We start from the raw sequence: 25904 nt of genomic DNA on the forward strand, positions 1-25904 counted from the left end.
TCATGTCAGCGCCAGTGAATGCTTCGTCGGCTGGCGCCTATGATTTTAGCCAACGGCATTTCCACTATGTACAGACGTTTATGGAAAGCGAAACGGGTATTTTTCTTGCGGATAAAAAGAAAAGCATGGTGTATGGCCGGCTGGCACGCTGCTTACGCAGAACAGGGATGGCGACTTTTGATGATTATTTTGCGCTGGTGGAGCAGAGCAAAGATGAACGTGTGGCCTTCATTAACGCGCTAACCACCAATAAAACCCAGTTCTTTCGTGAACGTCATCATTTTGAGTTTTTAGCGCATCAGCTTATTCCGCAGTGGCAAGCGGCGAAGCAAAAGCGTATCCGGATTTGGTCAGCGGGCTGTTCGACCGGTGAAGAGCCTTACACCATCGCGTCGGTATTGGCGGGTCATGGGATGTTAGAGGGGCAATTAGATGTACAAATTCTTGCCACTGACTTAGATACCCAGGTGCTCAATACCGCCAGTAATGGCACTTACAGCTTGGAAGTGGCGCACACCATCCCCAAAGCGTATTTGCAAAACGGCTTTTTAAAAGGAAAAGGCATCAAACAAGACTTGTTTAAGGCCAAGCGTCAGCTTCGTGATGCGATCAGTTTTAAACAACTGAATTTAAAAGGGGAGTGGCCTCACAAATACGCAATGGACGCGATCTTTTGTCGCAACGTGATGATCTATTTTGAACGCGATACACAGCAGCGACTCATTGAGCGGTTTTGGCAGCAGCTTGTTCCCGGCGGTGTGCTTTTTATCGGCCACTCGGAAGGGATCGGAAAGATGGCAGAGAGGTTCGATAACTTAGGCCACACCATGTATCGCAAACGGGAGTGATATGCACCAAGCGTTGGAATTACATCATCATGCGCATGAGAAAACACTAAAACGTTTTTTTAGTCCTGAGCATGATAAGCACATGGTGAAGCTCCAGCCTGGCGATGTTTATGTTAGCTCTGATGATGAGCTGATTGCCACAGGCTTGGGCTCATGTATTGCCGCGTGTATTTGGGACCCTTTGGCTCAAGTCGGAGGCATGAACCATTTTATGTTGCCACTCAAGCGTGAAGAGGCGGAGTCCACCTGGACCCCCGAACAGCATTTGTCGCGTGCCGCGCGCTATGGCAACTACGCGATGGAAATTCTGATCAACTCTTTGTTGCAACAAGGTGCGGTGAAAAACCGGCTGCGGGTAAAGCTGTTTGGTGGTGGCAATATCATGGGGCAAAACATCGCGATTGGCCGTAAGAATATCGATTTTGTTCGCCAATATGTCATCAATGAGCAACTCCCCTTGATATCTGAAGACCTTGGGTTGGCATTTCCACGCCGGGTACTTTTCGAGCCGCGCACGGGTAAAGCGTGGGTAAAGAAGATTCAATCGTTGAGCCAAAAAGAGCTGGTGGCGGAAGAAACGCAATACAACCAGCGCTTGCTGCAGGAGTCTTACAATGATGGCGCCGACGAGCAAGATGTGGAGTTATTCTGATGAGCCAATATCGCTACAAAGTGTTAGTTGTCGATGACTCGCCGCTTTATCGCACCTTGATAAGAGAATGCCTAGAAAGTGACGCTGAGTTAGAAGTGGTTGGCGCAGCGGCAGACCCCTACGAGGCGCGCGAGAAGATTAAAAAGCTTAATCCCGACGTGATCACGCTCGATGTTGAAATGCCCAAAATGGATGGCATCCAGTTTCTTAAAAACCTGATGCGTTTGCGGCCGATGCCCGTGATCATGGTCTCGACCCTGACTCAGCATGGTGCAGATGTCACCTTGGCGGCACTGGAAATCGGCGCGGTGGATTATGTGCCTAAGCCCTCAGCGGACAGCGCGACCGCGATCACTCGCGAGCGTGATGAGCTGGTCAGCAAAGTGAAAATGGCTGCCCAGGCCAATGTCGGACAAACAAAGAGTTGGCATAAACAGCCGAATGTCACCATCGATCGTCAGCATTACAACCGCCGGGGCTATCAAGTCATTGGTTTGGGGGCATCGACGGGAGGAACAGAGGCACTGCGTGGCGTCCTCGAACGTCTGCCTGCCCACATGCCACCGATTGTGGTGACGCAACATATCAAAGCGGCGTTTTGTGGCCCTTTCGCCAAGCGGTTAGACCGTGCGTGTCGTTTGCAGGTTGAAGAAGTGACTTCGGAAAGGGTGCCTTTGGTACAAGGGCATGTCTATGTGGCGCCGGGAAACCAACACCTTACCGTCGTTAATCGACAAGGGCATTTGTATTGTCAGCTCTCTAATAGTGACCCGGTTGAGCGACATCGTCCATCGGTTGATGTGATGTTCTCATCCATCGCAGAGTCGGTGGGAGGGAAATCTATTGGTGTGATATTAACCGGGATGGGCAGAGACGGCGCAAATGGTTTGCTGCAAATGTATCAAACCGGTGCACTTACTGCTGCGCAAGACCAAGCGAGTTCTGTGGTATGGGGAATGCCAAGAGTCGCGATCGAACTTGGTGGCGTGGTAAAGACGCTGTGTTTAACCGAAGTGGCAAATTTTTTAGTGGAGGCCGTGTATGGACGCTAATCGCTACACATTTATTTGGCCACCTGCGCTGACAATGGTCAGTGTGGTTGCGTTAGCGCTTTGGTCAATGTCTTGGCAGACCATGGCGCTTGCTGGGCTTGTGCTCGCCAGCATGAGCTGGCACCTGTGGACATTACGCCACACAGCGCAATCTATCACTCAGCATGGCGCCTCTGACAGCACTGAGACGGGCGATGAGCCTCAGCAAATTTTGCGTCGTATCCACCATATTCTGTCTATTGAACTCGTCCCTATCCGTGAGCAACTCTCACGCCAACGTGAGGTGATTGATAACTCGGTAGAAAGCCTTAACAACAGCTTTTTCACGATGCAAAGTGCCTGTCGTGAACAGGTCAACACTGCCACCAAAATGGCTAATGAGCTGCTCTATAATGATGAAAGTGAATACAGTCTCACCAAGGTGTTGCCAGCCACTGAGAAAGCCATTGATGGCTATATCGACATCATGGTGAAGGTCAGTGATAAAAGCGTGGCATCGATTTATATCATCGAAGAGATGTCCGGCAAGCTCAATGAAGTGTTCCAGCTGTTGGATGATGTGCAGGCCATGTCAGAGCAGACCAACTTATTGGCGCTTAACGCAGCGATTGAGGCGGCGCGTGCGGGGGAGAATGGGCGCAGTTTTGCGGTGGTGGCGCAAGAAGTTCGCTCTCTCGCGATTAAAGCGACCGATCTTAATACCGAGATACACAAGCACATCGATTTGGCCCAAGACAGCGTCGATAAAACAAAGTCGACAGTGGGAGAGATCGCCTCGCTCGATATGACCGAATCAATTCGCTCGAAAGACTATATTGATTCGCTCCTTGAAGGGGTTAAAGAGGTCAATGATGAAGTGGGTAAAGAGATAGAACGCGTTTCCTCTCTGGGCGAGCAAGTGCAAAGTGAAGTGAACACATGTATCAAAAACCTCCAGTTTGCCGACATTGTATCGCAACAAGGTGGGCACATACTCGATAACTTGCACATCTTAGAAGAATTGAACGAGCTCATTGTTAACACCATGGCGGACGATACCATCGACTGGCCGCAACTCAACCAACAGGTCAATGAGATAGAGGAAAAAGCGGGGTCTGCGGCGCGAGCGCCAGCGAAACAAGCCTCGTTAGACGAGGGTGACATTGAATTATTTTAAGGATGCTTCATGAATATCAAACGCGACATATCGAGTGATGAAAAACAAGCCGTTTTGCATGTAAAGGGCGAGTTTAACTTCGCTTTGGTTCAGGAAGTGCGTAACGCCTATGTGGATCTTAAAGGGAAGGACGTGATCGTCGATTTACGGGAAGCGACTTATATGGACAGTGCGGGACTGGGGATATTGCTCAATATGCAAGATTATCTCGATAAGCCTAATGGTGCGATCAAGCTGGTCAATTGCTCTGATGCGATAAAACGGGTGCTATTGATTGCCAAGTTTGAAAAGAAATTCCACATTGAGTGAGTAAGCGCCTATGAACGTCTTGGTAGTGGATGATGAACCGGCATTAGTACATTATATTGCCGCGGCATTAAAGAGCGAAACAGACAATATCAGTATGGCGATGAATGGCCAAGAAGCGTTATCGCTCCTCGAGAATATTGATCCTGGAATGTTTCCTGATCTCATCATTTCAGATGTGAATATGCCCAAGCTCAATGGCTTTGACATGGCGCAAGAGATAAGGAATCGCTATCCGCAAAAATTGCTGCCGATTGTGTTCCTTACCGGGGTGAGTGATCCTGATATCTTTGCTAACTGCTTAAAAGCAGGGGATGACTTTGTCAGCAAACCCGTTGACACCGCCGTGCTGATCGCCAAGGTGCGCACGCATTTGCGCCATGTTCGCTTATTCCGAGAAGTTAGTCACCAACGCGACCAACTCAAGCAATTCCAAGAAACCACCGTTTACGAACATGCCATGGCTAGCCAGATATTTGAACGCTTGATGTCGTTCAATGTTGATGGCGTGCCGGGTGTCGAGACGTTCTCAGGCGCATTTAGCCTTTTTAATGGTGATGTGACCATGGTTCTCCGCCGACCATTTGGTGGACTCTATATTATGATTGCGGATGCCACTGGGCATGGCTTACCCGCCGCTATCAGTACTATTCCTGCGGTTAAAACCTTTATCGCCACGGCAAGACGAGGGTTGCCTGTGGGTGATATGGCCATTGAAATAAATGAGCATATCTGTACTTTTATGCCTGTTGGCACCTTACTTGCCGGCGCGTTGGTGGAGGTGATGCCAGATGGTCTGACGGTTAACGTTTGGAGTGGCGGGCTACCCGATGCGTATTGTCTGGATAAACACGGGCAAGTACTCGCCTCATACCAAGGTCGGCATATGGCATTAGGCGCACAAGCAAAAGGGCAGTTTGATGCCACTATCACTCGATTAGCACTTCAGCCGGGCCAACGCTTGTTTTTTGCTACCGATGGCGTAACAGAAGCACGTAATAGCGCAGGTAAGCAGTTGGGCGAAGTAGGGCTGATTCGGACCTTAAGTGGCTGTCAAGGCAGTTTGATAGCACAAACCAAGCGTACCTTAACTGCCTTTGCCGGTGATAATGGTGTCACGGATGATGTGTCCATGCTCGAGCTGACCTTCCCGCTGATAGCCCCTCCTCGTGAGCCGCTTTCCGAAAAGGACGCGACTTATTCGGTCGTCCCTTCAACAACTCACATCGTGTTTGATACGGCTTTGCTAAAAGAAGCGGATATTGTTAGGGACTTGCGCGGCCGTGTAAAAGGGATGGTCGGCGAGAGTACTGACTTAGATTTGATTTGTACCGTGGCGTCAGAGCTTATCACCAATGCGCTGGACTATGGCATTTTAGGCATGCAGTCGGTGAGTAAAGACGATGTGGATGGCCTACTGCATTACTTTAGCGAGCGGCAAGCCAAGCTTAACGCGTTGAGCGGGGATTACGCCATTAAACTTGATTTGGTTTATCAGCCTGTAGAAGGCTTCTTAAACATGCGTTTGTCACACACGGGAGACGGGTTCGACTATCAGTGGCACTTACATGATAAAAATCATGATGCAGATAGCCTTTCCGGTCGAGGGATTACTCTGGTGCAATCAATCTGTGAGGAGGTCATTTACAGTGATGAAGGGCGTCAAGTCGATGTGGTATTCAAATTACAGATGAATGAGTGACATAGTTGGCGATAGCCAAACAAAAAAACGCTAACCTTTCGGCTAGCGCTTCTTTAAAGGTGGCTCCCCCAACTGGACTCGAACCAGTGACATACGGATTAACAGTCCGCCGTTCTACCAACTGAACTATGGGGGAATAATGGTGCCTCGAGGCGGAATCGAACCACCGACACGGGGATTTTCAATCCCCTGCTCTACCAACTGAGCTATCGAGGCAATGGTGCCGGCTGCCGGAGTCGAACTGGCGACCTACTGATTACAAGTCAGTTGCTCTACCAACTGAGCTAAGCCGGCACACAAATCGCGAAATACTGTGTGTCACACCATTATTTCATTATATGGTGCCCGGAGGCGGAATCGAACCACCGACACGGGGATTTTCAATCCCCTGCTCTACCGACTGAGCTATCCGGGCTAACGGGGCGCTATTAAACGGATTTTCCGTGTCACCGTCAACTGTTTTTTTGAAAAAAGTGCTGATATCGCATTGTTTGGATAAAAACCCAGCGAAGTGCGATAAAAACAAGCAAAAATCGGCGCTCATCACCCTTTATTGGGGGAGTTTAGAAAACGCTTTTTGATAGCGTGTGACCTTTTGCAAGTAGCGCCGAGACTCCGAAGAGGGGTGGCGGTGAGTCAATGCCCAATAGACTTGATTCGGGCGCAGCTTGTTTAAATCCTGCATGGCTCGGCGTCTATTGCTGTCAAACGTGCGCAGGACATTCCCTGTTCCGCCGTTATAAGCGGAGATCATGCTGTAGTGCAGAGACAGTGGATCGCGCACGGCTTTAAGATAGCGGTTTTTAAGAATGTAAAAATAGGCAGTGCCTGTATCAATATTTCGCTCAGGATCAAAAAGGTACTTAGGCGTAGGTTGACCACTACGCTTCTTTACCAGCTTGAATACATCGCGGCCAGCCGTTTTGGGAACCACCTGCATTAATCCATATGCATTGGCCCAACTCACTGCATAAGGATTAAAACTGCTTTCGGTTTTGATGATCGCATAAATCAGTTTTTCAGAGATGCCGTAACGCTTGGATGCACGGCGGACGATATCGGCATATTGATAACTGCGCTTGGCAACATGATCGTTCACCATGGGAATGGTGACGTAATACATGTTTTGAAAACGCACTTTTTTCTTTTTTAACCGCTTGTCAATTAGGTAGTTAGCAAAGCGATTGGCGCGCCACTCCCAAGTAATTGTTTTTCCTTCATGATCCACCACTTGTCCTTCGAGAAATGGGCGCCCATTGAGTGGCACTTTCGCTGCAGAATACAGATCGACGGAAGCCGGATCTCGGGGCGTGAGTAAGGTGGTGACGATGGCTTGTTTGAGGTGAGACTTCGGTGCATCAGTGGCGACGGTTTCCACGCGGATAACACCGCGTTCAAAATCAATGCGCGCCCGACTTTTGTAATTGTCCGTGTATTTGACGTAATCCCGTTTGCCTGACACGAACACTTGGTTTTCGCCCCAGCGCACCTCAATGTTGCCGGTGAACTGGCTAATCAGTTGATTCAGGGCGTCGATGTCTTTTTCGAACTGGCCGGGGATAGGCGCTAGATTTTTAGCAAACCGATTGGTGGTTTGATAATCCACGCCTACGTATTTTTCTACGCTTTCGCGGCTACAACCGGACAGCAAGGTGCTAAAACAGCACACCAACAAGCAAAGTATTCGCGTCATCGTTATTGCATTAGTATAAAAAACACCCGCACTGAGATTAACACAATGCGGGTGCTTTGTAGCCTCGGCGATGCCCGAGTGTGGACGGGGCCGCGTTAATTAGGCCTCGGGTGGCACATAACCGTCGATATGCACATCTTGGCCTTCGAATAGAAACTTCACCATTTCTTCTTCGATCACCTTACGGTGCTCAGGATCCATCATGTTGAGTTTTTTCTCGTTAATGAGCATGGTCTGCTTTTTCTGCCACTCAGCCCAGGCTTCTTTGGAAATGTTGTCATAAATGCGTTTGCCGAGCTCGCCGGGATAAAGCTGGAAATCTAGCCCGTCGGCTTCTTTTTGTAGACGTTGGCAAAATACGGTACGGCTCATAATCTAGGCTCCTTGTCATCGCCTGTGAGATGTTGTTGGCGCTCGTGTTCTACTAAGGTTAACAGCTTTTTCACTGGTGCCGCTAACCCAACTTTTGCTGGTTGCGACAAGTTATACCAAAGCCCTTGGTTCGCTTCCATGATGATTTGCGGCCGTTCATTAACACGCACCTTGACGGGGACAATATCGAGGTGAAAGTGGCTAAACGTGTGTCTAAACGCGGTGAGCACCTCAGTGTGAGTCGGTTTGATCCCCTGCAGCTTGTCGGCAATATCGATATCAAGTGTATGCTCTGATGCTTCCGGTAAGCACCATAGCCCGCCCCATAGCCCACTGGGCGGACGCTGCTCTAACCAGATATCGTCTTGGTATTGAATGAGTAAAAAGCTGACTTGCTTTACGGGCAGAGTCTTTTTGGGCTTTTTACCGGGAAAATCAAGCTGACGACCTTGTGCGCGCGCTTCACAGCGCTCTGCGACTGGGCAAAGTTCGCACTTAGGCTTGCTGCGGGTACAGACCATGGCACCCATATCCATCATCGCTTGGTTGTATTTATCGGTATCCGTGGCGGGCGTGAGTGCCTCAGCGATGTCCCAAAGCTTGTTTTCTACCGGCTTTTTTCCCGGCCACCCCTCGATGGCATAGCAACGTGCCAAGGTGCGTTTGACGTTGCCATCCAAAATAGGGTGGGGCTGATTAAGCGATAATGATAGTACCGCGCCGGCAGTTGAGCGCCCGACACCAGGTAGCGCCATGACTTGCTCAAGCGTGGTAGGAAACACGCCGTTGTGTTCGCGTGCGATCACTTGTGCCGCTTTGTGTAGGTTGCGCGCGCGGGCGTAATAGCCAAGTCCTGTCCATAGGTGCAACACTTCGTCTTGTTCGGCATTCGCTAAATCGGTGACTGTTGGAAAGCGCGTCATAAAGCGCTCAAAGTATGGGATCACCGTGCTCACTTGGGTTTGCTGCAGCATGATCTCGCTGAGCCAGACCTTATACGGGGTTTTGTTTTGCTGCCAAGGCAGGGTTTTACGGCCATATTGCTCGTACCAGTTTAAAATGGCGTCGGAAAAAGATTGACTCACTGTGCTCTCTCTTATTGTTTTGCTCACACGTGCACAAAGGCAGGTCACAGGGTACACTAACCCGAGGGCGCACTAATAGGATCCGTGCTGCCAACTTGCGCAATGGCGAAAACTTTGCATAATGCGCAGTCCGTTTAGATTTCCAACAATCGATGGTCTTTTTCACCACCATCACTAACACTGCATCACAGGCACTCAATCATGACTGAAGTCACTAAAACCGAACTGACCGAGGATGGCAAAGTTATTCGTAAAGTACGCAGCTTTGTGCGTCGCGAAGGCCGTTTAACCAAAGGCCAAGAGCAAGCGCTCAACGAGTCCTGGCCGACCATGGGCATTGACTTCGAGGCAACCGAACTGGATTGGCAGCAGGTGTTTGGCAACGATAACCCAGTGGTGCTGGAAATCGGTTTTGGTATGGGCGCATCCTTGGTGGAGATGGCTAAAAATGCGCCTGAGAAAAACTTTGTGGGTATTGAAGTCCACACCCCAGGCGTGGGTGCTTGTTTGATGGCCGCGCGCGAAGCGGGCGTTAGCAATCTACGTGTGATGTGTCATGATGCGGTGGAGGTGTTTGAGCAAATGTTGCCGAAAGACAGCCTCGACACGGTTCAGCTGTTTTTCCCTGACCCTTGGCATAAAAAACGTCACCATAAGCGCCGCATTGTCCAATTGCCATTTGCAGAAATGGTACGCGACAAATTGAAAGTGGGCGGCGTTTTTCATATGGCGACCGACTGGGAAAACTATGCCGAACATATGATTGACGTGATGGAAGCCGCGCCTCACTATCAGAACGTGGCGCAAGAGGGGCTTTATGTACCACGCCCTGACGATCGTCCTCTCACTAAATTTGAGCAGCGTGGGCAGCGTCTTGGCCACGGTGTTTGGGATATCAAATATACGCGCACCGCATAAAAACGCGCGTGTGATTCGGTGTCACAGACACGCTTAAAGCCAACCTAGCGTTGGCTTTTTTGTCCTATGTTGTAGAAGGATCCTGCCGGTGAAACCCAGTGCGCAATTACTCGAGCAAATTCTTGCTGATGTTCGGCCATTAATTGGACAAGGCAAGGTGGCTGACTATATTCCGGCATTAGCGGATGTGGCTAATCACAAGCTCGGTATCGCTGTGTGTTATAACGATGGCGATGTGATCCGTGCCGGTGATGCGGATGAGGCATTCTCTATTCAATCGATCTCCAAGGTGTTGAGCCTGACACTGGCGATGCAAAACTATCAAGCCGAGGAGATCTGGACGCGTGTGGGCAAAGAGCCCTCGGGACAAGCGTTTAACTCGTTAATTCAGCTTGAGATGGAGCAAGGGATCCCACGTAATCCCTTTATTAACGCCGGTGCCTTGGTGGTCAGCGATATGCTACACACGCGCCAATCTGCGCCGCGCCAACGTATGCTAGAGTTTGTTCGCCATCTCGCTGACAACCCGCATCTGTGTTATGACAAAGGGGTGGCGGATTCAGAAATGCTGCACAGTGACAGAAACGCGGCGATTGCGTACCTGATGCGCGCGTTTGGTAACTTTGATAACGATGTGGTACCGGTATTAACCAACTACTTTCATTACTGCGCGTTAGAGATGAGCTGTGTCGATTTAGCGAAGGCGTTCTTTTATCTGGCCAATAAAGGGACACCGCTGTCTGACAGCACCGCGATTTTAAGTCCTACACAAAGTAAACAGATGAATGCGCTGTTGGCGACCTGTGGCTTGTATGATGGTGCGGGCGAGTTTGCATATCGAGTGGGTATGCCAGGTAAATCTGGGGTCGGCGGTGGCATTATTGCCATTGTACCTGGCGAGATGTCGATTGCCGTCTGGTCGCCGGAGCTAGACCCTTCTGGTAATTCACTGGCAGGGACGGCCGCGTTGGAGCTATTGTCGGCGAGAATTGGTCGCTCGATATTCTAATGTGTCTCGATTGTTGTGCCGATCATAAGGGCAATATTCACGCCGCTTTAACCTATAAAGGCCTCGCAGCACGCTGCGGGGCCTTTTTACTGGGCAAATACGCGCTGATGCCGTAATGGGGTTACGCGTCAGCCGCCAATGTCGCGAAAGCGTGATCGGCCGCGGCGAGCGTAGCGTCCACTTCTTTTTGACCGTGAGCTAAGCAGGTAAAGCAGGCCTCAAACGCGGAAGGTGCCAAGTAGACCCCTTGCTCGAGCATTAAGTGGAAGAAACGCTTGAAGCGCTCGGTGTCACACTGTTGCACATCTTTAAAGCAGGTGACGGTCTCTTGCTCGGTGAAGAAGAAGCCAAACATCGCGCCTGCTTGGTTGGTGGTCAGCGCAATACCGTGTTTGTCTGCCAAGGACTTAAACCCTTCTGCGAGCTGATGGGTAACATGGGTCAAGTAATCGTGGTTACCTGGCTGACGTAGCTCAGACAAACAGGCGTGCCCGGCCGCCATGGCGACGGGGTTCCCCGCCAGTGTTCCCGCTTGGTATACCGGACCTGTCGGTGCCAAGTATTCCATCACTTCGCGACGTCCGCCAAAGGCACCCACCGGCATACCACCACCGACAATTTTACCCAGTGTGGTTAAGTCAGGTTTTACGTCGTAGTAAGCTTGTGCGCCACCTAATGCCACGCGGAAGCCAGTCATGACTTCATCAAAAATCAGTAAGGCACCGAACTCATCGCACAGCTCGCGCAGGCCTTGTAAGAAACCCGGTTGCGGCGGCACACAGTTCATGTTGCCCGATACCGGCTCAACAATGATACAGGCAACATCTTCAGGGTAAGTTTCGAATGTGTGGCGTACCGACTCAAGATCGTTATAGGTGCAGGTCAGTGTGTGCTTGGCAAAGTCGGCCGGCACTCCTGGCGAGTTGGGCTCACCGAGGGTGAGGGCACCAGAGCCCGCTTTGACCAGCAAGCAATCGCCATGGCCGTGATAGTTGCCCTCAAATTTAATGAACTTATCGCGTTTGGTAAATCCGCGCGCAAGACGAATAGCGCTCATGGTCGCCTCAGTGCCTGAGTTCACCATGCGTACCATTTCCATCGAAGGCACTAGTTCTGCAACCAGCTCCGACAAGGTTGTTTCACTCTCGGTTGGCGCACCAAAGCTGAGGCCACGCTGTGCGGCATCCACCACGGCTTCGCGGATAGCACTGTGATTATGGCCTAAGATCATCGGGCCCCATGAGCCGACAAAATCGATATAGGCTTTGCCGTCGGCATCAAAAATGTAAGCGCCGTCGGCACGCTCCATGAAGACAGGGTCGCCGCCGACACCGGCAAAAGCACGCACGGGAGAATTCACGCCACCGGGAATGGTGCGTCTAGCTTGTTGAAAAAGTTGTGCTGATTTGGTCATGACATATCCTGTTTGGTAAGGCTTGGCCTAAATTGCGTTGGCGTATTTTAACCAAAGATACGGAACACTGGCGAGGTAGAGTATGATTTCGTTAAGACAAGATTGGCAATTAATACGTACTGATCACAGTTGCGATCAAACGCGCAATACTTGAACACTTTACTCAGGTATTAGATAATCCCATACTTAGCACAAAGAGCATGTGAGGTAACAATGAGCGAAGCACCTTTGCCGTTAGAGTTTTCTGAGGCCGCGGCAACCAAGGTAAAGACGCTGATTCAGGAAGAAGAAAACCCCAACCTGAAGTTGCGCGTCTATATCACCGGTGGTGGCTGTAGCGGCTTCCAATATGGTTTTACCTTCGATGAAAACGTCAATGAAGGGGATATGGAGATCGAAAAAAGCGGCGTGATGCTGGTGGTTGATCCTATGAGCTTACAGTACCTGATGGGCGGTAAGGTCGACTACACCGAGGGCCTTGAAGGATCGCGCTTTTTCATTGATAACCCCAATGCCACGACCACCTGTGGCTGTGGTGCATCGTTTAGCGTCTAACCTTTTTATGGCGACGTTCAGCTTTTTGAGATAAAAAAACGGCGCCTTTGAGCGCCGTTTTTTATGCGCCAAGGCGATTAGCCACCTCGGTTGTAATGATTCAAGCTGCCCACGGTGGCCAGTAACTGATTAAACTTACTTAGCTGAGCCATACGCGATTCGGCCAGTCGCACAAACGCCTTTTTCTGTTCGCCTTGCAACGACTTCGCCTCAGGCAGCTTTACCGTCCGCGGGTTTTTGTGTACCCCATGGACGAGAAACTCATAGTGCAAGTGTGCGCCCGTCACGCGCCCTGTTGAGCCTAGCGTACCAATGATATCCCCTTGTTTGACTCGCTGGCCGGTTTTCACTTTACGCTTGGTCAGGTGCAAATATTTGGTGATATAGGTCGAGCTGTGGCGGATAAACACATAGTTGCCGTTGAAGCGGTTATACGAGGCTTTCATCACCACGCCGTCCCCAGCTGCTTTAATGGGGGTACCCACTGGCGCAACATAGTCGGTACCACGGTGAGGCTTTACACGACCAGTGACCGGGTGCAAACGACGTGGGTTGAAGTTTGAGCTAACATAGCGGAAGTTAACCGGTGAGCGTAAAAACGCTTTTTTCATCGCTTTACCACTCGGCGTGTAGTACTTACCATTTTTTGCGCGTACTGCCGTAAAGGTATCTCCTCGGTTAGTGAAGGTCGCGGCGAGGATATTACCACTGCCAATATGCTCCCCTTCCACAAACTCTTCTTCATACAACACGGAGAAGCTATCACCATTGCGAATATCAAGGGCAAAATCCACATCCCAACCAAAGATCCCCGCCAATTGCATGATCTGATTTGGGTTTAATCCAGCATCCGAGGCTGCTTGCCAGAAGTTTGACTTGATGGTCGCGCGCGCAAAGTTTAGCTGCGTATCCACGTGCTTGGTTTCAATACGTGATTGATAGCTATCATCAATTTTGTTGACGATCAGCGTTTCATTACTGCCTCGAGGCTGAATGAGCTGCACCAGTTCGCCGTCATCGTCTACCCCTAGGCGTACTTCATCGCCTGGATTTAAGTAAGCGAGGGTTTGCGTTCTTTCGTCGGCATTCACAAGGCGATAAAGGGTCGTTGGGCTTAACCCCGCACGGCTGAACAGTAGCGCCATGCTCTCGCCAGGCTGCACTTCATAGGTTTGCCAGTTGATATTGCGCTTAAACTGCGCGGGCATCTCTTCTTTGGGAGGCAGTAATGAGACAGCTTTAACTGGTAACGGGTAATGTTTACCCGGTTCGAAATTAGGTTTAGGGCGCGGCGTATCGGCGCCGTCTGGTACCAAGATTAATAAGACAATGAATGCGCTCAATGCACCGATAACGAGTTTATGTAACTTAGGTAAGGCTGCGAGTTTATTTAACGGCATGAAGACTATGTTGAATCACTACGAATAAAGTTATGACAGTCAGACACCCAATCGGTTTTATTGGGGATGATGCCCTGAAGTAGATTTGACACGGCTGACACAAAGACCACAAACATCTTTTGACGGCAGCCGCTGCGCGCACCCTGTACACACTCTATCAGTTTAACTGGTTTCAAAAACTGTCGCTATTCGAGTAGTATGTCGGTTTATCACATTTTTGCCTATTGGGTAGGAGCAAGAGACTATGGCGAGCCTGGAAGCTGCGCTAGCAGAACTAAAACGTGGCGTAGATGAAGTAATCCCGGAAGACGAGCTGGTGGCAAAGCTGAAAGAGGATCGTCCTCTTCGCATCAAACTTGGCGCGGACCCCACCGCACCCGATATCCACCTGGGTCATACAGTGATCCTTAATAAGCTGCGAGCTTTTCAAGCGCTTGGCCACGAAGTGATCTTCTTGATTGGTGATTATACCGGTATGGTGGGTGATCCAAGTGGTAAAAATACTACCCGTCCACCATTGACACGTGAACAGGTGCTGCAAAATGCAGAGACCTATAAAGAGCAGGTGTTCAAAATTCTGGATCCGGCGAAAACGCGTATCGAATTCAACTCGAAATGGCTAGGGGAGCTGGGCACAGATGGCATGATCCGTTTGGCGGCAAGCTCGACCGTGGCTCGCATGCTTGAGCGTGATGACTTTAAAAAGCGTTATACCAGCAACCAAGCCATTGCTATCCATGAGTTTATCTACCCACTGCTTCAAGGGCACGATTCGGTGGCACTGGAAGCTGACGTTGAGCTGGGCGGCACTGACCAAAAGTTCAATTTGCTGATGGGGCGTGAGCTACAAAAGCAAGCAGGACAGAAGCCGCAAGTGGTGATGACCATGCCACTGCTGGTTGGGTTAGATGGCGTTAAAAAGATGTCGAAGTCAGCACACAACTACATTGGTGTGAGCGAACGCCCGGATGATATGTTCGGTAAAATCATGTCGATTTCTGACGATCTGATGTGGGATTACTATGAGCTGCTGTCTTTCCGTCCCCTCGAGGAAATCGTCCAATTTAAGCAGGACGTACAAGCGGGTAAAAACCCACGTGATATTAAGATTCTGCTAGCCAAAGAAATCATCGCGCGTTTCCACTCCGAAGCCGACGCCGATGCCGCTGAGCAAACGTTCGTCAATCGCTTCCAAAAAGGCGCGATGCCGGATGAAATGCCAAGCTTCACCTTCGAGCAAGGTATGGCGATTGCTAACCTATTAAAAGAGGCGGGGTTGGTTAACTCCACCTCCGATGCGCTGCGTATGGTTCGCCAAGGCGCGGTGAAAATTGATGGCGAAAAAGTCGAAGATACCAAGTTAGTGCCTGCCGCGGGTGAAGCCGTTTACCAAGTGGGAAAACGCAAGTTTGCTCGGGTGACGCTCAGCTAAACCGCACCCTAGCTGGCGTATTCAGCAGCCACTGAGAGTGCAAAACCCTCGCATGACGCGAGGGTTTTTTATATCAAATACTCAACACCGATAGTGGGACTGGCGCTTAGCCACTAGGTGTGCCAAACGCCTTTTAGTGCACGTACCATGTGTTGACCAAGATAAAACGCCGTTTGTAGGCAGGCTTCGTTAGGTTGATCATCTTCTGGCGTGTGTGCAGTCACCCCAAGGCTTGTACCACTTGGATTAATCTTTTCCACCCCTATGTTGGCGCGACCTAGACTTAACCACAGCATGTCATGCTGGCTGGCTAAGGTTTGGAAATACTGCAGTGTCTGTGGCTGGTCACCTCCTGGGTAGGTGCCCACCGTAAAGCCAGCCGCGTACTTTCCTCGCCAGTCTTGGCGCTCCCAGGTGGGGCTAGAGGCATCGGCAAACGCCTTAAATTGGGCGCTCGGTCCACCCATGTAGGTTGGCGCACCGAAGATAATCGCATCAACGTCTTTAAGCTTTTCAAACACCTTGTCATCGACAAAGCGTCCGTTTTCAATCATGTCTGGCTCAATGCGGTAAACCACAGGTTCGGCATCGCCGGCATGAATGCCTTCCGCAATCGTGGTGGCTAGCGCATGAGTATGATCGTCGACAGAATGATAAATAATGGCAATGCTGATCATAGTGGCTCCTTTACTGAGACTGTACGTCAGACCTTAGGGTGTGTTGTCTAAATTTCAACCACTGTCTATTCAGGCTCGGCATACTGTCCCAATAATGGCTTTTAAGACCTGTCTAGCGCGAACGGTGGCAAGGACAAATGCCAGCGGATCGCCGCTAAGCGAATCAATAGTGTGGTGACCATACCCACAATAGAGGCAGTCACAGAGCCCGGGCTGACTTGAACGGCGAGGGTATGAACGATGCCGCCAGCAATACAGGCAGTGGCATACACTTCTGTTCTCAGCACCATAGGTACTTCGCGCGCGAGCACATCACGAATAATGCCGCCGCCACACGCGGTGATCACGCCCATGATCACCGCTACCAAGGGAGATGCGCCATAACTCAGGGCTTTATCGACACCGATACCCACAAAGACCGCCAACCCAATGGCATCGGCACAAGGCAGCACGTACCAGGGGAGACGGCGAGGGTGACGGATAAGTAGCATAGTGGCCACACAGGTGGCTAAAATCACCCAGATATAGGTGGTGTCGGTGATCCAAAACGCAGGTGTGGCGCCCATCGCCATATCTCGCACTGTCCCGCCGCCAATGGCGGTTGCACAGGCGAGAACGACCACGCCAAAGGGATCCATACGCAGACGGCCCGCCACCAGCACCCCGGAAATTGCGAACACGGCCGTACCGAATAAGTCGAATAAATACAAAATCATGGTCTGAGTCATGCTAAATCCTATTGTGCCTGACGGACTTCATCGAGGGCGGTACAAATTTGCTCGGCGGCGTTTAATGCACGAGGGGTCGCGCGAGTGAGCCAATCCGGGTTAAGTGACCAAGTAAACTGGCGCGTCGCCTTAGGCAGCAACTCAGCCATTGAATGCCAACTGTCTGGTAGCTGCTCACCTGTGTGGAAAAGCACTTTGGGGGCACGTGTGATGACTTGTTCCATATTGACTTGTGGATAGGCGGCGGGGCTGTCGGCGAAGATATTTTTCCCTCCACATAAACGAAATAACTGACTCGGCCAGGCTCGGTTACTGGCGGTCATCAGTGGCGTGTCACTGAGTAAGTAAAAGTAGGGAACGGGCTCTGCACTGCGGTACTGGGCGTTTAATTGCGCCAGCTTTTGATCAAAGGCGTTAGCATTGCGTGTGGCGATGTCTGGGCTCTCGCTATAATGACCTAGCTCGCGAATAAACTGACCAATATCACTGAGCGTGTCTGGGTTGAGGTAACGGATGGTAAAGCCTAATTCCGCCAAGGCTTCCAGAGGTTTGGGCGGATTCCCGCCGCGCCAAGCTAAAATAAGATCCGGTTGCAGGGCGATAATGCGTTCGAGTTTGACTCCCCGATAGTTGGCCACGCGTTCGAGCGACTGAGCCGGCTGCGGATAATCACTGTAGGCACTTGCAGCGACCATATTGGGGCCAAGCCCAGCGGCATAAGCCAGCTCTGTGGCGTGGGGGGCGAGACTAATCACTCGCAACGGAGTGGCGTGAGCAAAAGGCATCCATGTTAAGGCCAAGACAAGCCAACAGGCTTGCAAGCGAAAAAGGGTACAAAGGGCACGAAAACGTGGCATCAATCAGTGTCCTTAAACGATTAAAACCAAGGAGCATAACCCGAGCCAGATTAAAACACTGTGGGTTAACTTCAAGCGCAGCAATAAAAGGTGATAACAAGCAGGGGTGACCCCATAGCCAATTTTGGTTCTCAAGGTCTTAGTACCTTGATAAACAGCCGGGCCGCCTAGAGAGAGCTGGAAGCGACTACCTGCACACGCGAGTAGCCAACCTGAACCAGGCGTTCGCCAGCGTCTGCCCTGCTGCCAGCCGGTTTTTAGGTGTGACCAAGGTTGACGGCTCATTGCCACGATCACAGCAAACAGCCCCATTGGCACTATATCCAACAGGTTCAATAAGCGGGCGCTGGCGAGTCCAAACGGGTAATAGCTTAAGCGGCTTGGGGTCCAAACGCGGTGAAGGTGTACCAAGCTGGTGTATAGCAAGGCACCCACACCGCCTGCGAGCAGATAATAAAATATCACGCAAACACAGTGCCGCGCTGTGCCAAGAAGCAGTGTTTCCGCGCCCGCTTTTCCTATTCCGATCAATGACAGAGACTCGGTTTCACGATTGACGCGTGTGGCGAGCAACGCGCGCGCTGCGCCCTTGTCATGTTGGTCTATCGCATGGGCGATGGTGTGGCCAAACTTATCGATTGGCCGCCAATCAAGTGCGAGCCAGAGCAATATGGCATCGAACAGGGGACGCGACCAAACGAGCTCTCGGGTGGCGATTAAAAAAATGGCGAGGGTGCCACCCATCAACATTAAGGCGAGCGCACCGGCAAGCTTACGCTGGCGCTTAGGGTCTGTATCTTTGTTGACTTGGCTCGCGAGCAAGTCGGCATACTGTCGCCAGTATTGAAACGGAGAGTATTGACTGGGCAATGGGAGTAGCCAGTGCACTAATACCGCCAACCACAGCGCCCATAAGCGGCCTTGGTCGGCGGCGTAGATCATCCATTGTTGCGGATTGAGCAAATCATCCATGGGGTCGAGTGATCAGGCGTCGATCATTGCGATCATGTTTTCCACCATGGCCGATGAGCTTTTGGCCGCTAACGGCAGAAACTCTTCAAAGGTCATGGGTGACTCTTTTTCTGCCACGACATCGGAGATGGCGCGCACTACCACAAAAGGCGTGGCAAACTGGGCACACACTTGCGCGATCGCTGCCGCTTCCATTTCGGCGGCCACCGCATCTGGGAAGTGGGTATAGATATGTTGGCGGTGGGCATCGGTGTGCACAAAGGTATCGGCGGTACAGATCAAGCCACGCACCACATGTGTTTGGCTGTCCACTGCTTTTTCTGCGAGTTGCATTAATGCTTCATCGGACTCGAAGACCGCCGGTTGCTGCGGCACTTGTCCCATTTGATAGCCGAATGCAGTGGCATCCGCATCGTGATAGCAGACTTTGGAAGACACTACCACATCACCCAGATTGAGTGAGGGCTCAAACGCACCAGCCGACCCTGTGTTGATCACCCAGTCAGGCTTGAATTGTGATAGCAGCAAGCTGGTACCAACGGCAGCAGCAACCTTACCGATGCCAGACTGAAGTAACACGATATCATGGCCTTGCAAAGTGCCAGTATAAAAGGTGCAGCCGCCTTCTTGGTGAGTGGCGCTGTTTTCCAGCTTGTCGCGCAGTAGAGTGACTTCTTGCTCCATGGCGCCAATTATGCCGATTTTCATGCTGATAATCCTGTTCGTGTAAATGCCGTTAGTGTACATGAGGCAATAAAAAAGTGCCTCCTTTGAGGCACTTCTGGATAGATAGCATCGATGTCTACGTGAACGATGTCGGACGATACCGCTGGAGCGTCGCCCGCGCTATACTTCTAGGTAGTCCATGATGCCTTCTGCTGCTTTGCGACCTTCATCAATGGCTGTCACCACCAAATCGGAGCCGCGCACCGCATCGCCCCCGGCAAAAATTTTGGGGTTCGTAGTTTGGTACAAGATATCACCTTTTGCGGGCGCTTGGATTCGTCCGCGCTCATCAAGGGCGACATCGTAAGGTTCTAGCCACTCCATCGCGTGTGGCTGAAAACCAAAGGCCATGATCACCGCGTCCGCTTCCAGCACATGCTCACTGCCCTCAATTGGCTTTGGGCGGCGGCGACCCGCAGCATCAGGCTCTCCGAGCTGGGTTTTCACCACAGTGACGCCGCTAACATTGCCATTACCGTCGACTTCAATCCCTAACGGTTGCAGGTTGAACATAAAGTTCACCCCTTCTTCGCGGGCATTTTTGACCTCACGGCGCGAGCCAGGCATGTTTTCCTCATCACGACGATAGGCACAAGTGACACTGGCGGCTTGTTGACGAATCGAGGTACGGACACAGTCCATCGCGGTATCTCCCCCTCCAAGCACCACGACACGTTTCCCCGCCATATCGATGAACGGTGGAGCATTGTCCAGTGCCATCACCTTATAGGTGTTGGAGACTAAGAAGGGCAGCGCATCAAAGACGCCGGGCGCATCTTCATTGGCGAGGCCTGCACGCATATACTTGTAGGTGCCAACCCCTAAGAAAACCGCATCGTAGTCATCGACCAAGGTTTGCATGTCGATATCTTTACCTACTTCGGTGTTGAGGCGAAACTCAACCCCCATCTCGGTAAAGACACGCTGACGATGCCGCATCACATCTTTTTCCAGCTTAAAAGATGGAATGCCAAAGGTGAGCAAGCCCCCAATTTCTGGGTAGCGGTCAAAGACCACGGGTTTTACCCCGTTGCGGACCAGTACATCGGCGCAGGCGAGTCCTGCTGGGCCGGCACCAATCACGGCGACTTTTTTATCTGTCCACTCAACGTGTGACATGTCAGGCTTCCAGCCCATCTCAAAGGCTTTGTCCGTGATGTACTTTTCGACATTGCCGATGGTGACGGCGCCAAAGTCGTCGTTGAGGGTGCAGTCACCCTCGCAGAGACGGTCTTGTGGGCACACGCGACCACATACCTCGGGCAGGCTATTGGTTTGGTGCGACAGCTCAACCGCTTCTATAATCCGACCCTCGTTGGCGAGCTTGAGCCACTGCGGAATATAGTTGTGCACTGGGCACTTCCATTCACAGTAGGGGTTGCCACAGTCAAGACAACGATCCGCTTGTGCTGACACCTCTTTTTCAGTGAAGGGTTCATAGATTTCAACGAACTCAATTTTGCGCGTTTCAATCGCTTTTTTGCGCGGGTCAATGCGCTGCACATCAATAAACTGATAGATGTTCTGGCTCATGGGTCCCTCCTTTTACTGCGCCTGAACGCGCAGCTCAGCAGCGCTGCGACTTTGGTGGCCTAATAAGGTATTCACATCAGCGGCTTTCGGTTTGACGAGGTAGAAACGGTGTACCCAAGTGTCAAAGTCATCGAGCAGCTGTTGTGCACGATCCGAGCCGGTCAGCTCGAAGTGTTGGGCTATCAGGCCACGTAAGTGCTCTTGATGGATAGCCAAAGCCTCCAAAGACAGGGCTTCAACCAACTCAGGGTTGATACGACCGTTAAAATCACCCTCTTCATCCAGCACGTATGCGAAGCCACCGGTCATCCCAGCGCCAAAGTTGACCCCGGTGCGACCGAGAATGGCCACAATGCCTCCCGTCATGTATTCACACGCATTGTCGCCCGCGCCTTCCACAATGGCATGGACGCCTGAGTTACGCACGGCAAAACGCTCACCGGCTTTACCGGCCGCAAACAATTTGCCCCCAGTGGCACCGTATAGGCAGGTGTTACCCATGATGGTGGACTCATGGCTGGCAAATGCTGAGCCGATAGGGGGCCGGATCACAATCTGTCCGCCGCTCATGCCTTTTCCGACGTAGTCGTTAGCATCCCCAATAAGGGTGATGTTCACTCCCGCGGCATTCCATACCCCGAGCGATTGGCCAGCGGTACCTTGCAGCTGGACATCCAGCGGGTTAGCTGCCATTCCGGTATTGCCGTAACGCTTGGCAATCGCACCAGACAAGCTGGCACCGACTGAACGGTCGGTATTACGAACAGACTTGTAGACACTGGCACTGTGGTTGGCCGCAATAGCTTCACCCAGCTCACTAAGCAGGGCTTGGTTAAGTTCAGCCTTGTCAAATGGCGTGTTAGGCTCACTGCAATACAAGGTCTTACCTGGCCACGGCGTTGGTGCATCGAGAATATGGCTTAGGTCGAGCTTCAGTTGCTTGGCGGTAAAGCCATCAACCGCCTCAAGGAGGTCGGTTCGACCAATCAGATCGGTAAGCTTTTCCACCCCTAGTTCGGCCAGCAGCTCGCGCACTTCTTCCCCTAGGCCTTTGAAGAAGTTCATCACTTGCTCGGGCAGGCCTTTAAAGTACTCACTACGCAAGGTTTCATCCTGAGTAGCAACGCCAGTTGCACAGTTATTGAGGTGGCAAATACGAAGGTATTTACAGCCAAGTGCGACCATAGGGGCGGTACCAAAGCCAAAGCTTTCTGCGCCTAAGATAGCGGCTTTGACAATGTCTAAACCGGTTTTTAGGCCCCCGTCGACTTGTAAACGGATCTTATGGCGCAAGCCGTTTTCAACCAGTGCTTGCTGAGTTTCAGCGAGCCCCAATTCCCACGGGCTACCTGCATATTTTACCGAGGTGAGCGGGCTTGCACCTGTCCCACCGTCGTACCCTGAGATGGTTATTAGGTCGGCGTACGCTTTGGCCACCCCGGTGGCAATGGTGCCTACGCCCGGCTCTGAAACCAGCTTAACCGACACGAGTGCCTGCGGATTAACTTGTTTGAGATCGAAGATCAGCTGGGCTAAATCCTCAATCGAGTAAATATCATGATGCGGCGGTGGCGAAATCAAGGTCACGCCGGGGACGGAGAAACGCAGTTTAGCAATTTCTGCCGTCACCTTATGGCCAGGCAGTTGTCCACCTTCTCCGGGCTTCGCGCCTTGGGCAACCTTGATTTGCAGCACATCCGCATTGGTCAGATAGTGCGGGGTGACGCCAAAACGGCCAGATGCAATCTGTTTGATGCGTGAATTGCGTTCGCTATTGAAACGACGTGGGTCTTCGCCTCCTTCGCCGGAGTTTGAGTGGCCACCTAGACGGTTCATGGCAATAGCCAGCGCTTCGTGCGCTTCCGGGCTCAAGGCACCGATAGACATCGCCGCCGAGTCAAACCGTTTGAACAGCTCCGTTGCCGGCTCTACACGCTCGAGCGCAACCGGTGAGGCCGCTTTTTTCAGTTGCATTAAATCGCGCAAGGTTGCCACAGGACGCTCATTCACGGTTTTAGCGTAGGTTTTGTAATCCATGGCCTCGCCAGATCGCACCGCGCTTTGCAAGTTGGTCACCACATCTGGGTTATACGCGTGGTACTCGCCATCGTGGACATACTTAAGCAGACCGCCATGTTCAAGCGGTTTACGCTTGATCCATGCTCGGCGAGATAGGTTGATCAAATCTTGTTGGAAATCATCAAAATTGGCCCCTTGAATGCGGCTAGCCACGCCTTTAAAGCAAAGCTCAATCACATCTTGGTGCAAGCCAACCGCCTCGAACAACTGCGAGCAACGGTAAGAGGCAATGGTCGAAATCCCCATTTTTGACATGATCTTGTAAAGGCCTTTATTAATGCCATTACGGAAGTTGACCATCACATCGCGATACGGCTTATCGACGGCGCCAATATCGACCAAGTTCGCCAGTGTTTCATAGGCTAAGTAAGGATAAACCGCCGTGGCACCAAACCCGAGTAACACCGCAAATTGATGGGGGTCGCGAGCACTGCCGGTTTCGATAATGATGTTGGCATCACAGCGTAGGTTTTGGTTAACCAAGCGTTTTTGCACCGCACCGACCGCCATTGCCGCAGGAATCGGAAGCGTATCTTTATTGATACTGCGGTCAGAGAGCACCACAAGAACGGTGCCATCACGGACACAACGCTCGGCCTGATCGCATAAATCGAGGATGGCTTGATGAAGATCTTTTTCGTTCGGATCGTAATTAATATCTAAAATGCTGTTGCGATAATAGGTATCGTCCAGCTCAAGCAGTTGCACCAGATCCGAGAACAAAAGAACCGGAGACTTAAACGCGACCCGCTCGGCGTGCCCATCGGTTTCACAGAACACATTCATTTCACGGCCAATACAGGTGGCCAGAGACATCACGTGGTTCTCGCGCAGCGGATCAATCGGTGGGTTAGTCACCTGGGCAAATTTTTGCCGGAAGTAATCGCTCACACAGCGTGGACGCGACGATAATACGGCCATTGGCGTATCATCACCCATGGAGCCAGTGGCTTCTTGGCCAATATCGCCCAGCACTTTGACGACCTGATCCACTTCCTCATTCGACATCCCAAACAGCTTTTGATAGGTCTTAAGCTGGGCGTCTTTAAGGTTACGGCTGCCTTCACTGGTGTCAGGATCTAAGTCTTCAAACGGTGTGAGACGACGGACATGTTGGTCCAGCCACTCACGATACGGATGACGGCTTTTTAGCTCATCATCGATTTCACCTGAGTGCCAAATCTTCCCTTCGCGGGTATCGATCACTAAAAGCTCACCCGGGCCCACGCGGCCTTTTTCTGACACTTCGTCAGGTGCGTAATCCCAGATCCCAATCTCGGAGGCGAGGGTAATAAACTTATCTTTGGTAACCACATAGCGCGCCGGACGCAGGCCGTTGCGGTCAAGATTACAGGCGGCATAGCGGCCGTCTGACATCACGATGCCCGCTGGCCCGTCCCATGGCTCCATATGCATGGAGTTAAAGTCATAAAATGCGCGCAGTTCATCATCCATATCTGGGTGATTTTGCCATGCGGGCGGCACCAGTAAGCGCATAGCCCGGAATAAGTCCATCCCACCGGCGAGAAAAACTTCCATCATGTTGTCGAGGCTTGAGGAATCAGACCCTGATTCATTCACAAACGGGGCGGCTTGATGTAAGTCAGGCAACAAAGGGGAGTTAAATTTGTATGCACGTGTGCGTGCCCACTGACGGTTCCCCTCAATGGTGTTGATTTCGCCGTTGTGGGCAAGGTATCTAAAGGGCTGTGCGAGCGGCCAGCGTGGTTGAGTATTGGTACTGAAACGCTGGTGGAACAAGCAGATAGATGACTCTAGGCGCAGATCCGCGAGATCGGTGTAAAAACGAGGCAGATCCGCTGGCATACACAACCCTTTGTAAACAATGGTTTGTGTGGATAGGCTGGTGACATAAAAGTCAGCATCGTCTGCCAAGGCTTTTTCTGCACGGCGACGCGCAATATACAGGCGTCGCTCTAAATCGCGTGCGCGCCAGCCTGCTGGACCATTGATAAACACTTGTTCAATGACCGGTTGAGACTGTTTGGCGATATCCCCGAGTACATCTGGGTTGGTCGGTACGGTCCGCCATCCCACCACTGATAGCGTTTCAGCGTTGATTTCTTGCTCGAAGCGTTGTTTGGCTTGTTGGGCTTTTGCCGGATCGGCACTGAGAAAAATCATGCCGACCGCATATAGACGGCTCAGCTTCCATTGGTTTTGCTCAGCAATAAGGCGGAAAAAGCGGTCGGGCTTTTGCAGTAGTAGCCCACAACCATCGCCTGTCTTGCCGTCAGAGTTGATGCCACCTCGGTGGGTCATGCGGTCAAGTGCAGCGATAGCAGTACGAACCAGTTTGTGGCTGGGCTCCCCCTCTTGATGGGCGATAAGGCCAAAACCACAGTTATCTTTTTCCAGCATTGGGTTGTACAGCGACATTGCAATTCTCCCTTGCTACTGCGTTACGCGCAGTGATTGCATTTATTGTCGTGATCCTCCTGACCACTCTGAACAGATTCGCTTTGTGACTGTGCGCTCGTTATGTTGTGATTTTTTAACGAGAAAAGTCGGTGATTTACACTCTAACTCACTGTTTTATCGATGGATTGACAGAGAATACACAGGCAAAGCGCTATTCAGCGACCTTCCAAATTAACGGTAAACCTTGCAAAGGTCAAATTTTTATATGCATCCTTTATGCATAGCAATAGAAGCATGTCTTTATTGTAAATGACTGATGTAAAAGTATTTATTGTGGTTTTTTTGATGAATAATAT

22 protein-coding genes and 4 tRNA genes are annotated in these 25904 nt (G+C 51.3%); 10 read left to right on the forward strand and 16 right to left on the reverse strand.

Annotation, left to right across the window (positions count from 1 at the left end):
- Nucleotides 1-2 precede the first annotated feature (2 nt).
- The 6 genes from BZG20_RS08690 to BZG20_RS08715 are packed head-to-tail and all read left to right on the forward strand — an operon-like array spanning nucleotide 3 to nucleotide 5716.
- Complete coding sequence (locus tag BZG20_RS08690) at nucleotides 3-848, forward strand: protein-glutamate O-methyltransferase CheR (protein ID WP_077578752.1); 846 nt, start codon at nucleotides 3-5, stop codon at nucleotides 846-848.
- Nucleotide 849: 1 nt separating this feature from the next.
- Nucleotides 850-1500: a chemotaxis protein CheD gene (locus tag BZG20_RS08695; RefSeq protein ID WP_046074024.1), complete on the forward strand. Its 651-nt coding sequence runs from the start codon at nucleotides 850-852 to the stop codon at nucleotides 1498-1500.
- The gene (locus BZG20_RS08700; protein ID WP_077578753.1) at nucleotides 1500-2552 is read left to right on the forward strand and encodes a chemotaxis response regulator protein-glutamate methylesterase; all 1053 of its coding nucleotides are present in this window, start codon (nucleotides 1500-1502) and stop codon (nucleotides 2550-2552) included. The genes BZG20_RS08695 and BZG20_RS08700 overlap by 1 nt, the downstream gene beginning before the upstream one ends.
- Nucleotides 2542-3708, forward strand: coding sequence for a methyl-accepting chemotaxis protein (locus tag BZG20_RS08705; RefSeq protein WP_077578754.1), 1167 nt, complete (start codon nucleotides 2542-2544; stop codon nucleotides 3706-3708). Before BZG20_RS08700 ends, BZG20_RS08705 begins: the two co-directional genes overlap by 11 nt.
- A gap of 9 nt (nucleotides 3709-3717) precedes the next feature.
- Nucleotides 3718-4017 carry an STAS domain-containing protein gene (locus tag BZG20_RS08710; protein ID WP_046074027.1) on the forward strand — a complete coding sequence of 100 codons (300 nt, stop codon included), beginning with the start codon at nucleotides 3718-3720 and terminating at the stop codon, nucleotides 4015-4017.
- Between the two features lie 10 nt (nucleotides 4018-4027).
- Nucleotides 4028-5716, forward strand: a complete 1689-nt coding sequence (locus tag BZG20_RS08715) for a SpoIIE family protein phosphatase (protein ID WP_077578755.1) — start codon at nucleotides 4028-4030, stop codon at nucleotides 5714-5716.
- 60 nt (nucleotides 5717-5776) lie between these two features.
- Here BZG20_RS08715 and BZG20_RS08720 read toward each other — a convergent pair.
- The 7 genes from BZG20_RS08720 to mutY form a co-directional block, all read right to left on the reverse strand.
- Nucleotides 5777-5852: transfer RNA gene (locus BZG20_RS08720), tRNA-Asn, on the reverse strand.
- A gap of 4 nt (nucleotides 5853-5856) precedes the next feature.
- Nucleotides 5857-5932 (reverse strand) — tRNA-Phe (locus BZG20_RS08725).
- Nucleotides 5933-5934: 2 nt separating this feature from the next.
- A tRNA-Thr gene (locus tag BZG20_RS08730) sits at nucleotides 5935-6010 on the reverse strand.
- 45 nt (nucleotides 6011-6055) lie between these two features.
- Nucleotides 6056-6131: transfer RNA gene (locus BZG20_RS08735), tRNA-Phe, on the reverse strand.
- A 135-nt stretch (nucleotides 6132-6266) separates the two neighbouring features.
- A complete protein-coding gene (gene mltC, locus BZG20_RS08740; protein WP_108743034.1) occupies nucleotides 6267-7409 on the reverse strand; it encodes a membrane-bound lytic murein transglycosylase MltC in 1143 nt (380 codons plus the stop codon).
- Nucleotides 7410-7508: 99 nt separating this feature from the next.
- Nucleotides 7509-7781: an oxidative damage protection protein gene (locus tag BZG20_RS08745; protein WP_046074030.1), complete on the reverse strand. Its 273-nt coding sequence runs from the start codon at nucleotides 7779-7781 to the stop codon at nucleotides 7509-7511.
- A complete protein-coding gene (gene mutY, locus BZG20_RS08750; RefSeq protein WP_077578756.1) occupies nucleotides 7778-8866 on the reverse strand; it encodes an A/G-specific adenine glycosylase in 1089 nt (362 codons plus the stop codon). The genes BZG20_RS08745 and mutY overlap by 4 nt, the downstream gene beginning before the upstream one ends.
- Nucleotides 8867-9067: 201 nt before the next feature.
- Between mutY and trmB the strand changes: the two genes are divergently transcribed.
- Both trmB and glsB read left to right on the forward strand, forming a co-directional pair.
- Nucleotides 9068-9784: a tRNA (guanosine(46)-N7)-methyltransferase TrmB gene (gene trmB / locus BZG20_RS08755; RefSeq protein WP_046074032.1), complete on the forward strand. Its 717-nt coding sequence runs from the start codon at nucleotides 9068-9070 to the stop codon at nucleotides 9782-9784.
- Nucleotides 9785-9872: 88 nt separating this feature from the next.
- Complete coding sequence (glsB, locus tag BZG20_RS08760) at nucleotides 9873-10793, forward strand: glutaminase B (protein ID WP_077578757.1); 921 nt, start codon at nucleotides 9873-9875, stop codon at nucleotides 10791-10793.
- Nucleotides 10794-10914: 121 nt separating this feature from the next.
- On the opposite strand, the gene hemL is transcribed toward glsB, so the two are convergent.
- Nucleotides 10915-12207 carry a glutamate-1-semialdehyde 2,1-aminomutase gene (gene hemL / locus BZG20_RS08765; protein ID WP_077578758.1) on the reverse strand — a complete coding sequence of 431 codons (1293 nt, stop codon included), beginning with the start codon at nucleotides 12205-12207 and terminating at the stop codon, nucleotides 10915-10917.
- 213 nt (nucleotides 12208-12420) lie between these two features.
- Between hemL and erpA the strand changes: the two genes are divergently transcribed.
- Nucleotides 12421-12762: an iron-sulfur cluster insertion protein ErpA gene (gene erpA / locus BZG20_RS08770; protein WP_021022145.1), complete on the forward strand. Its 342-nt coding sequence runs from the start codon at nucleotides 12421-12423 to the stop codon at nucleotides 12760-12762.
- Between the two features lie 77 nt (nucleotides 12763-12839).
- Here erpA and BZG20_RS08775 read toward each other — a convergent pair whose 3' ends face one another.
- On the reverse strand, nucleotides 12840-14162 hold the full coding sequence (locus BZG20_RS08775) for a peptidoglycan DD-metalloendopeptidase family protein (protein WP_077578759.1): 1323 nt from the start codon (nucleotides 14160-14162) through the stop codon (nucleotides 12840-12842).
- 244 nt (nucleotides 14163-14406) lie between these two features.
- Here BZG20_RS08775 and tyrS point away from each other — a divergent pair, with 244 nt between their 5' ends.
- Nucleotides 14407-15594, forward strand: a complete 1188-nt coding sequence (gene tyrS / locus BZG20_RS08780; RefSeq protein ID WP_077578760.1) for a tyrosine--tRNA ligase — start codon at nucleotides 14407-14409, stop codon at nucleotides 15592-15594.
- Nucleotides 15595-15707: 113 nt separating this feature from the next.
- Here tyrS and BZG20_RS08785 read toward each other — a convergent pair whose 3' ends face one another.
- The 7 genes from BZG20_RS08785 to gltB form a co-directional block, all read right to left on the reverse strand.
- The gene (locus BZG20_RS08785; protein ID WP_077578761.1) at nucleotides 15708-16271 is read right to left on the reverse strand and encodes a flavodoxin family protein; all 564 of its coding nucleotides are present in this window, start codon (nucleotides 16269-16271) and stop codon (nucleotides 15708-15710) included.
- Between the two features lie 101 nt (nucleotides 16272-16372).
- Entirely contained in the window at nucleotides 16373-16987 is a 615-nt protein-coding gene (locus BZG20_RS08790; RefSeq protein WP_046074211.1) for a TRIC cation channel family protein, read from the reverse strand.
- Nucleotides 16988-17007: 20 nt separating this feature from the next.
- Nucleotides 17008-17856, reverse strand: coding sequence for a vitamin B12 ABC transporter substrate-binding protein BtuF (gene btuF, locus BZG20_RS08795; RefSeq protein WP_101494444.1), 849 nt, complete (start codon nucleotides 17854-17856; stop codon nucleotides 17008-17010).
- Between the two features lie 12 nt (nucleotides 17857-17868).
- Nucleotides 17869-18828 carry a cobalamin biosynthesis protein gene (locus tag BZG20_RS08800; protein WP_046074046.1) on the reverse strand — a complete coding sequence of 320 codons (960 nt, stop codon included), beginning with the start codon at nucleotides 18826-18828 and terminating at the stop codon, nucleotides 17869-17871.
- Between the two features lie 12 nt (nucleotides 18829-18840).
- Complete coding sequence (gene mtnN, locus BZG20_RS08805; RefSeq protein WP_046074047.1) at nucleotides 18841-19536, reverse strand: 5'-methylthioadenosine/S-adenosylhomocysteine nucleosidase; 696 nt, start codon at nucleotides 19534-19536, stop codon at nucleotides 18841-18843.
- Nucleotides 19537-19674: 138 nt separating this feature from the next.
- Nucleotides 19675-21087 (reverse strand): FAD-dependent oxidoreductase, encoded by a 1413-nt coding sequence (locus BZG20_RS08810; protein ID WP_077578762.1) that lies wholly within the window; start codon nucleotides 21085-21087, stop codon nucleotides 19675-19677.
- A 12-nt stretch (nucleotides 21088-21099) separates the two neighbouring features.
- Nucleotides 21100-25566 (reverse strand): glutamate synthase large subunit, encoded by a 4467-nt coding sequence (gene gltB, locus BZG20_RS08815; protein ID WP_077578763.1) that lies wholly within the window; start codon nucleotides 25564-25566, stop codon nucleotides 21100-21102.
- Between the last annotated feature and the right edge of the window lie 338 nt (nucleotides 25567-25904).

This window comes from Salinivibrio sp. IB868 (assembly GCF_001995655.1).
Taxonomy (GTDB): domain Bacteria; phylum Pseudomonadota; class Gammaproteobacteria; order Enterobacterales; family Vibrionaceae; genus Salinivibrio; species Salinivibrio siamensis.

What these genes read in the sequence shown, in the direction of transcription:
- BZG20_RS08690 (WP_077578752.1), top strand. Translation starts at nt 3, where the DNA reads ATGTCAGCGCCAGTGAATGCTTCGTCGGCTGGCGCCTATGATTTTAGC.
- BZG20_RS08695 (WP_046074024.1), top strand. Translation starts at nt 850, where the DNA reads ATGCACCAAGCGTTGGAATTACATCATCATGCGCATGAGAAAACACTA.
- BZG20_RS08700 (WP_077578753.1), top strand. Translation starts at nt 1,500, where the DNA reads ATGAGCCAATATCGCTACAAAGTGTTAGTTGTCGATGACTCGCCGCTT.
- BZG20_RS08705 (WP_077578754.1), top strand. Translation starts at nt 2,542, where the DNA reads ATGGACGCTAATCGCTACACATTTATTTGGCCACCTGCGCTGACAATG.
- BZG20_RS08710 (WP_046074027.1), top strand. Translation starts at nt 3,718, where the DNA reads ATGAATATCAAACGCGACATATCGAGTGATGAAAAACAAGCCGTTTTG.
- BZG20_RS08715 (WP_077578755.1), top strand. Translation starts at nt 4,028, where the DNA reads ATGAACGTCTTGGTAGTGGATGATGAACCGGCATTAGTACATTATATT.
- mltC (WP_108743034.1), bottom strand. Translation starts at nt 7,409, where the DNA reads ATGACGCGAATACTTTGCTTGTTGGTGTGCTGTTTTAGCACCTTGCTG.
- BZG20_RS08745 (WP_046074030.1), bottom strand. Translation starts at nt 7,781, where the DNA reads ATGAGCCGTACCGTATTTTGCCAACGTCTACAAAAAGAAGCCGACGGG.
- trmB (WP_046074032.1), top strand. Translation starts at nt 9,068, where the DNA reads ATGACTGAAGTCACTAAAACCGAACTGACCGAGGATGGCAAAGTTATT.
- hemL (WP_077578758.1), bottom strand. Translation starts at nt 12,207, where the DNA reads ATGACCAAATCAGCACAACTTTTTCAACAAGCTAGACGCACCATTCCC.
- erpA (WP_021022145.1), top strand. Translation starts at nt 12,421, where the DNA reads ATGAGCGAAGCACCTTTGCCGTTAGAGTTTTCTGAGGCCGCGGCAACC.
- BZG20_RS08775 (WP_077578759.1), bottom strand. Translation starts at nt 14,162, where the DNA reads ATGCCGTTAAATAAACTCGCAGCCTTACCTAAGTTACATAAACTCGTT.
- tyrS (WP_077578760.1), top strand. Translation starts at nt 14,407, where the DNA reads ATGGCGAGCCTGGAAGCTGCGCTAGCAGAACTAAAACGTGGCGTAGAT.
- BZG20_RS08785 (WP_077578761.1), bottom strand. Translation starts at nt 16,271, where the DNA reads ATGATCAGCATTGCCATTATTTATCATTCTGTCGACGATCATACTCAT.
- BZG20_RS08790 (WP_046074211.1), bottom strand. Translation starts at nt 16,987, where the DNA reads ATGATTTTGTATTTATTCGACTTATTCGGTACGGCCGTGTTCGCAATT.
- btuF (WP_101494444.1), bottom strand. Translation starts at nt 17,856, where the DNA reads ATGCCACGTTTTCGTGCCCTTTGTACCCTTTTTCGCTTGCAAGCCTGT.
- BZG20_RS08800 (WP_046074046.1), bottom strand. Translation starts at nt 18,828, where the DNA reads ATGGATGATTTGCTCAATCCGCAACAATGGATGATCTACGCCGCCGAC.
- mtnN (WP_046074047.1), bottom strand. Translation starts at nt 19,536, where the DNA reads ATGAAAATCGGCATAATTGGCGCCATGGAGCAAGAAGTCACTCTACTG.
- BZG20_RS08810 (WP_077578762.1), bottom strand. Translation starts at nt 21,087, where the DNA reads ATGAGCCAGAACATCTATCAGTTTATTGATGTGCAGCGCATTGACCCG.
- gltB (WP_077578763.1), bottom strand. Translation starts at nt 25,566, where the DNA reads ATGTCGCTGTACAACCCAATGCTGGAAAAAGATAACTGTGGTTTTGGC.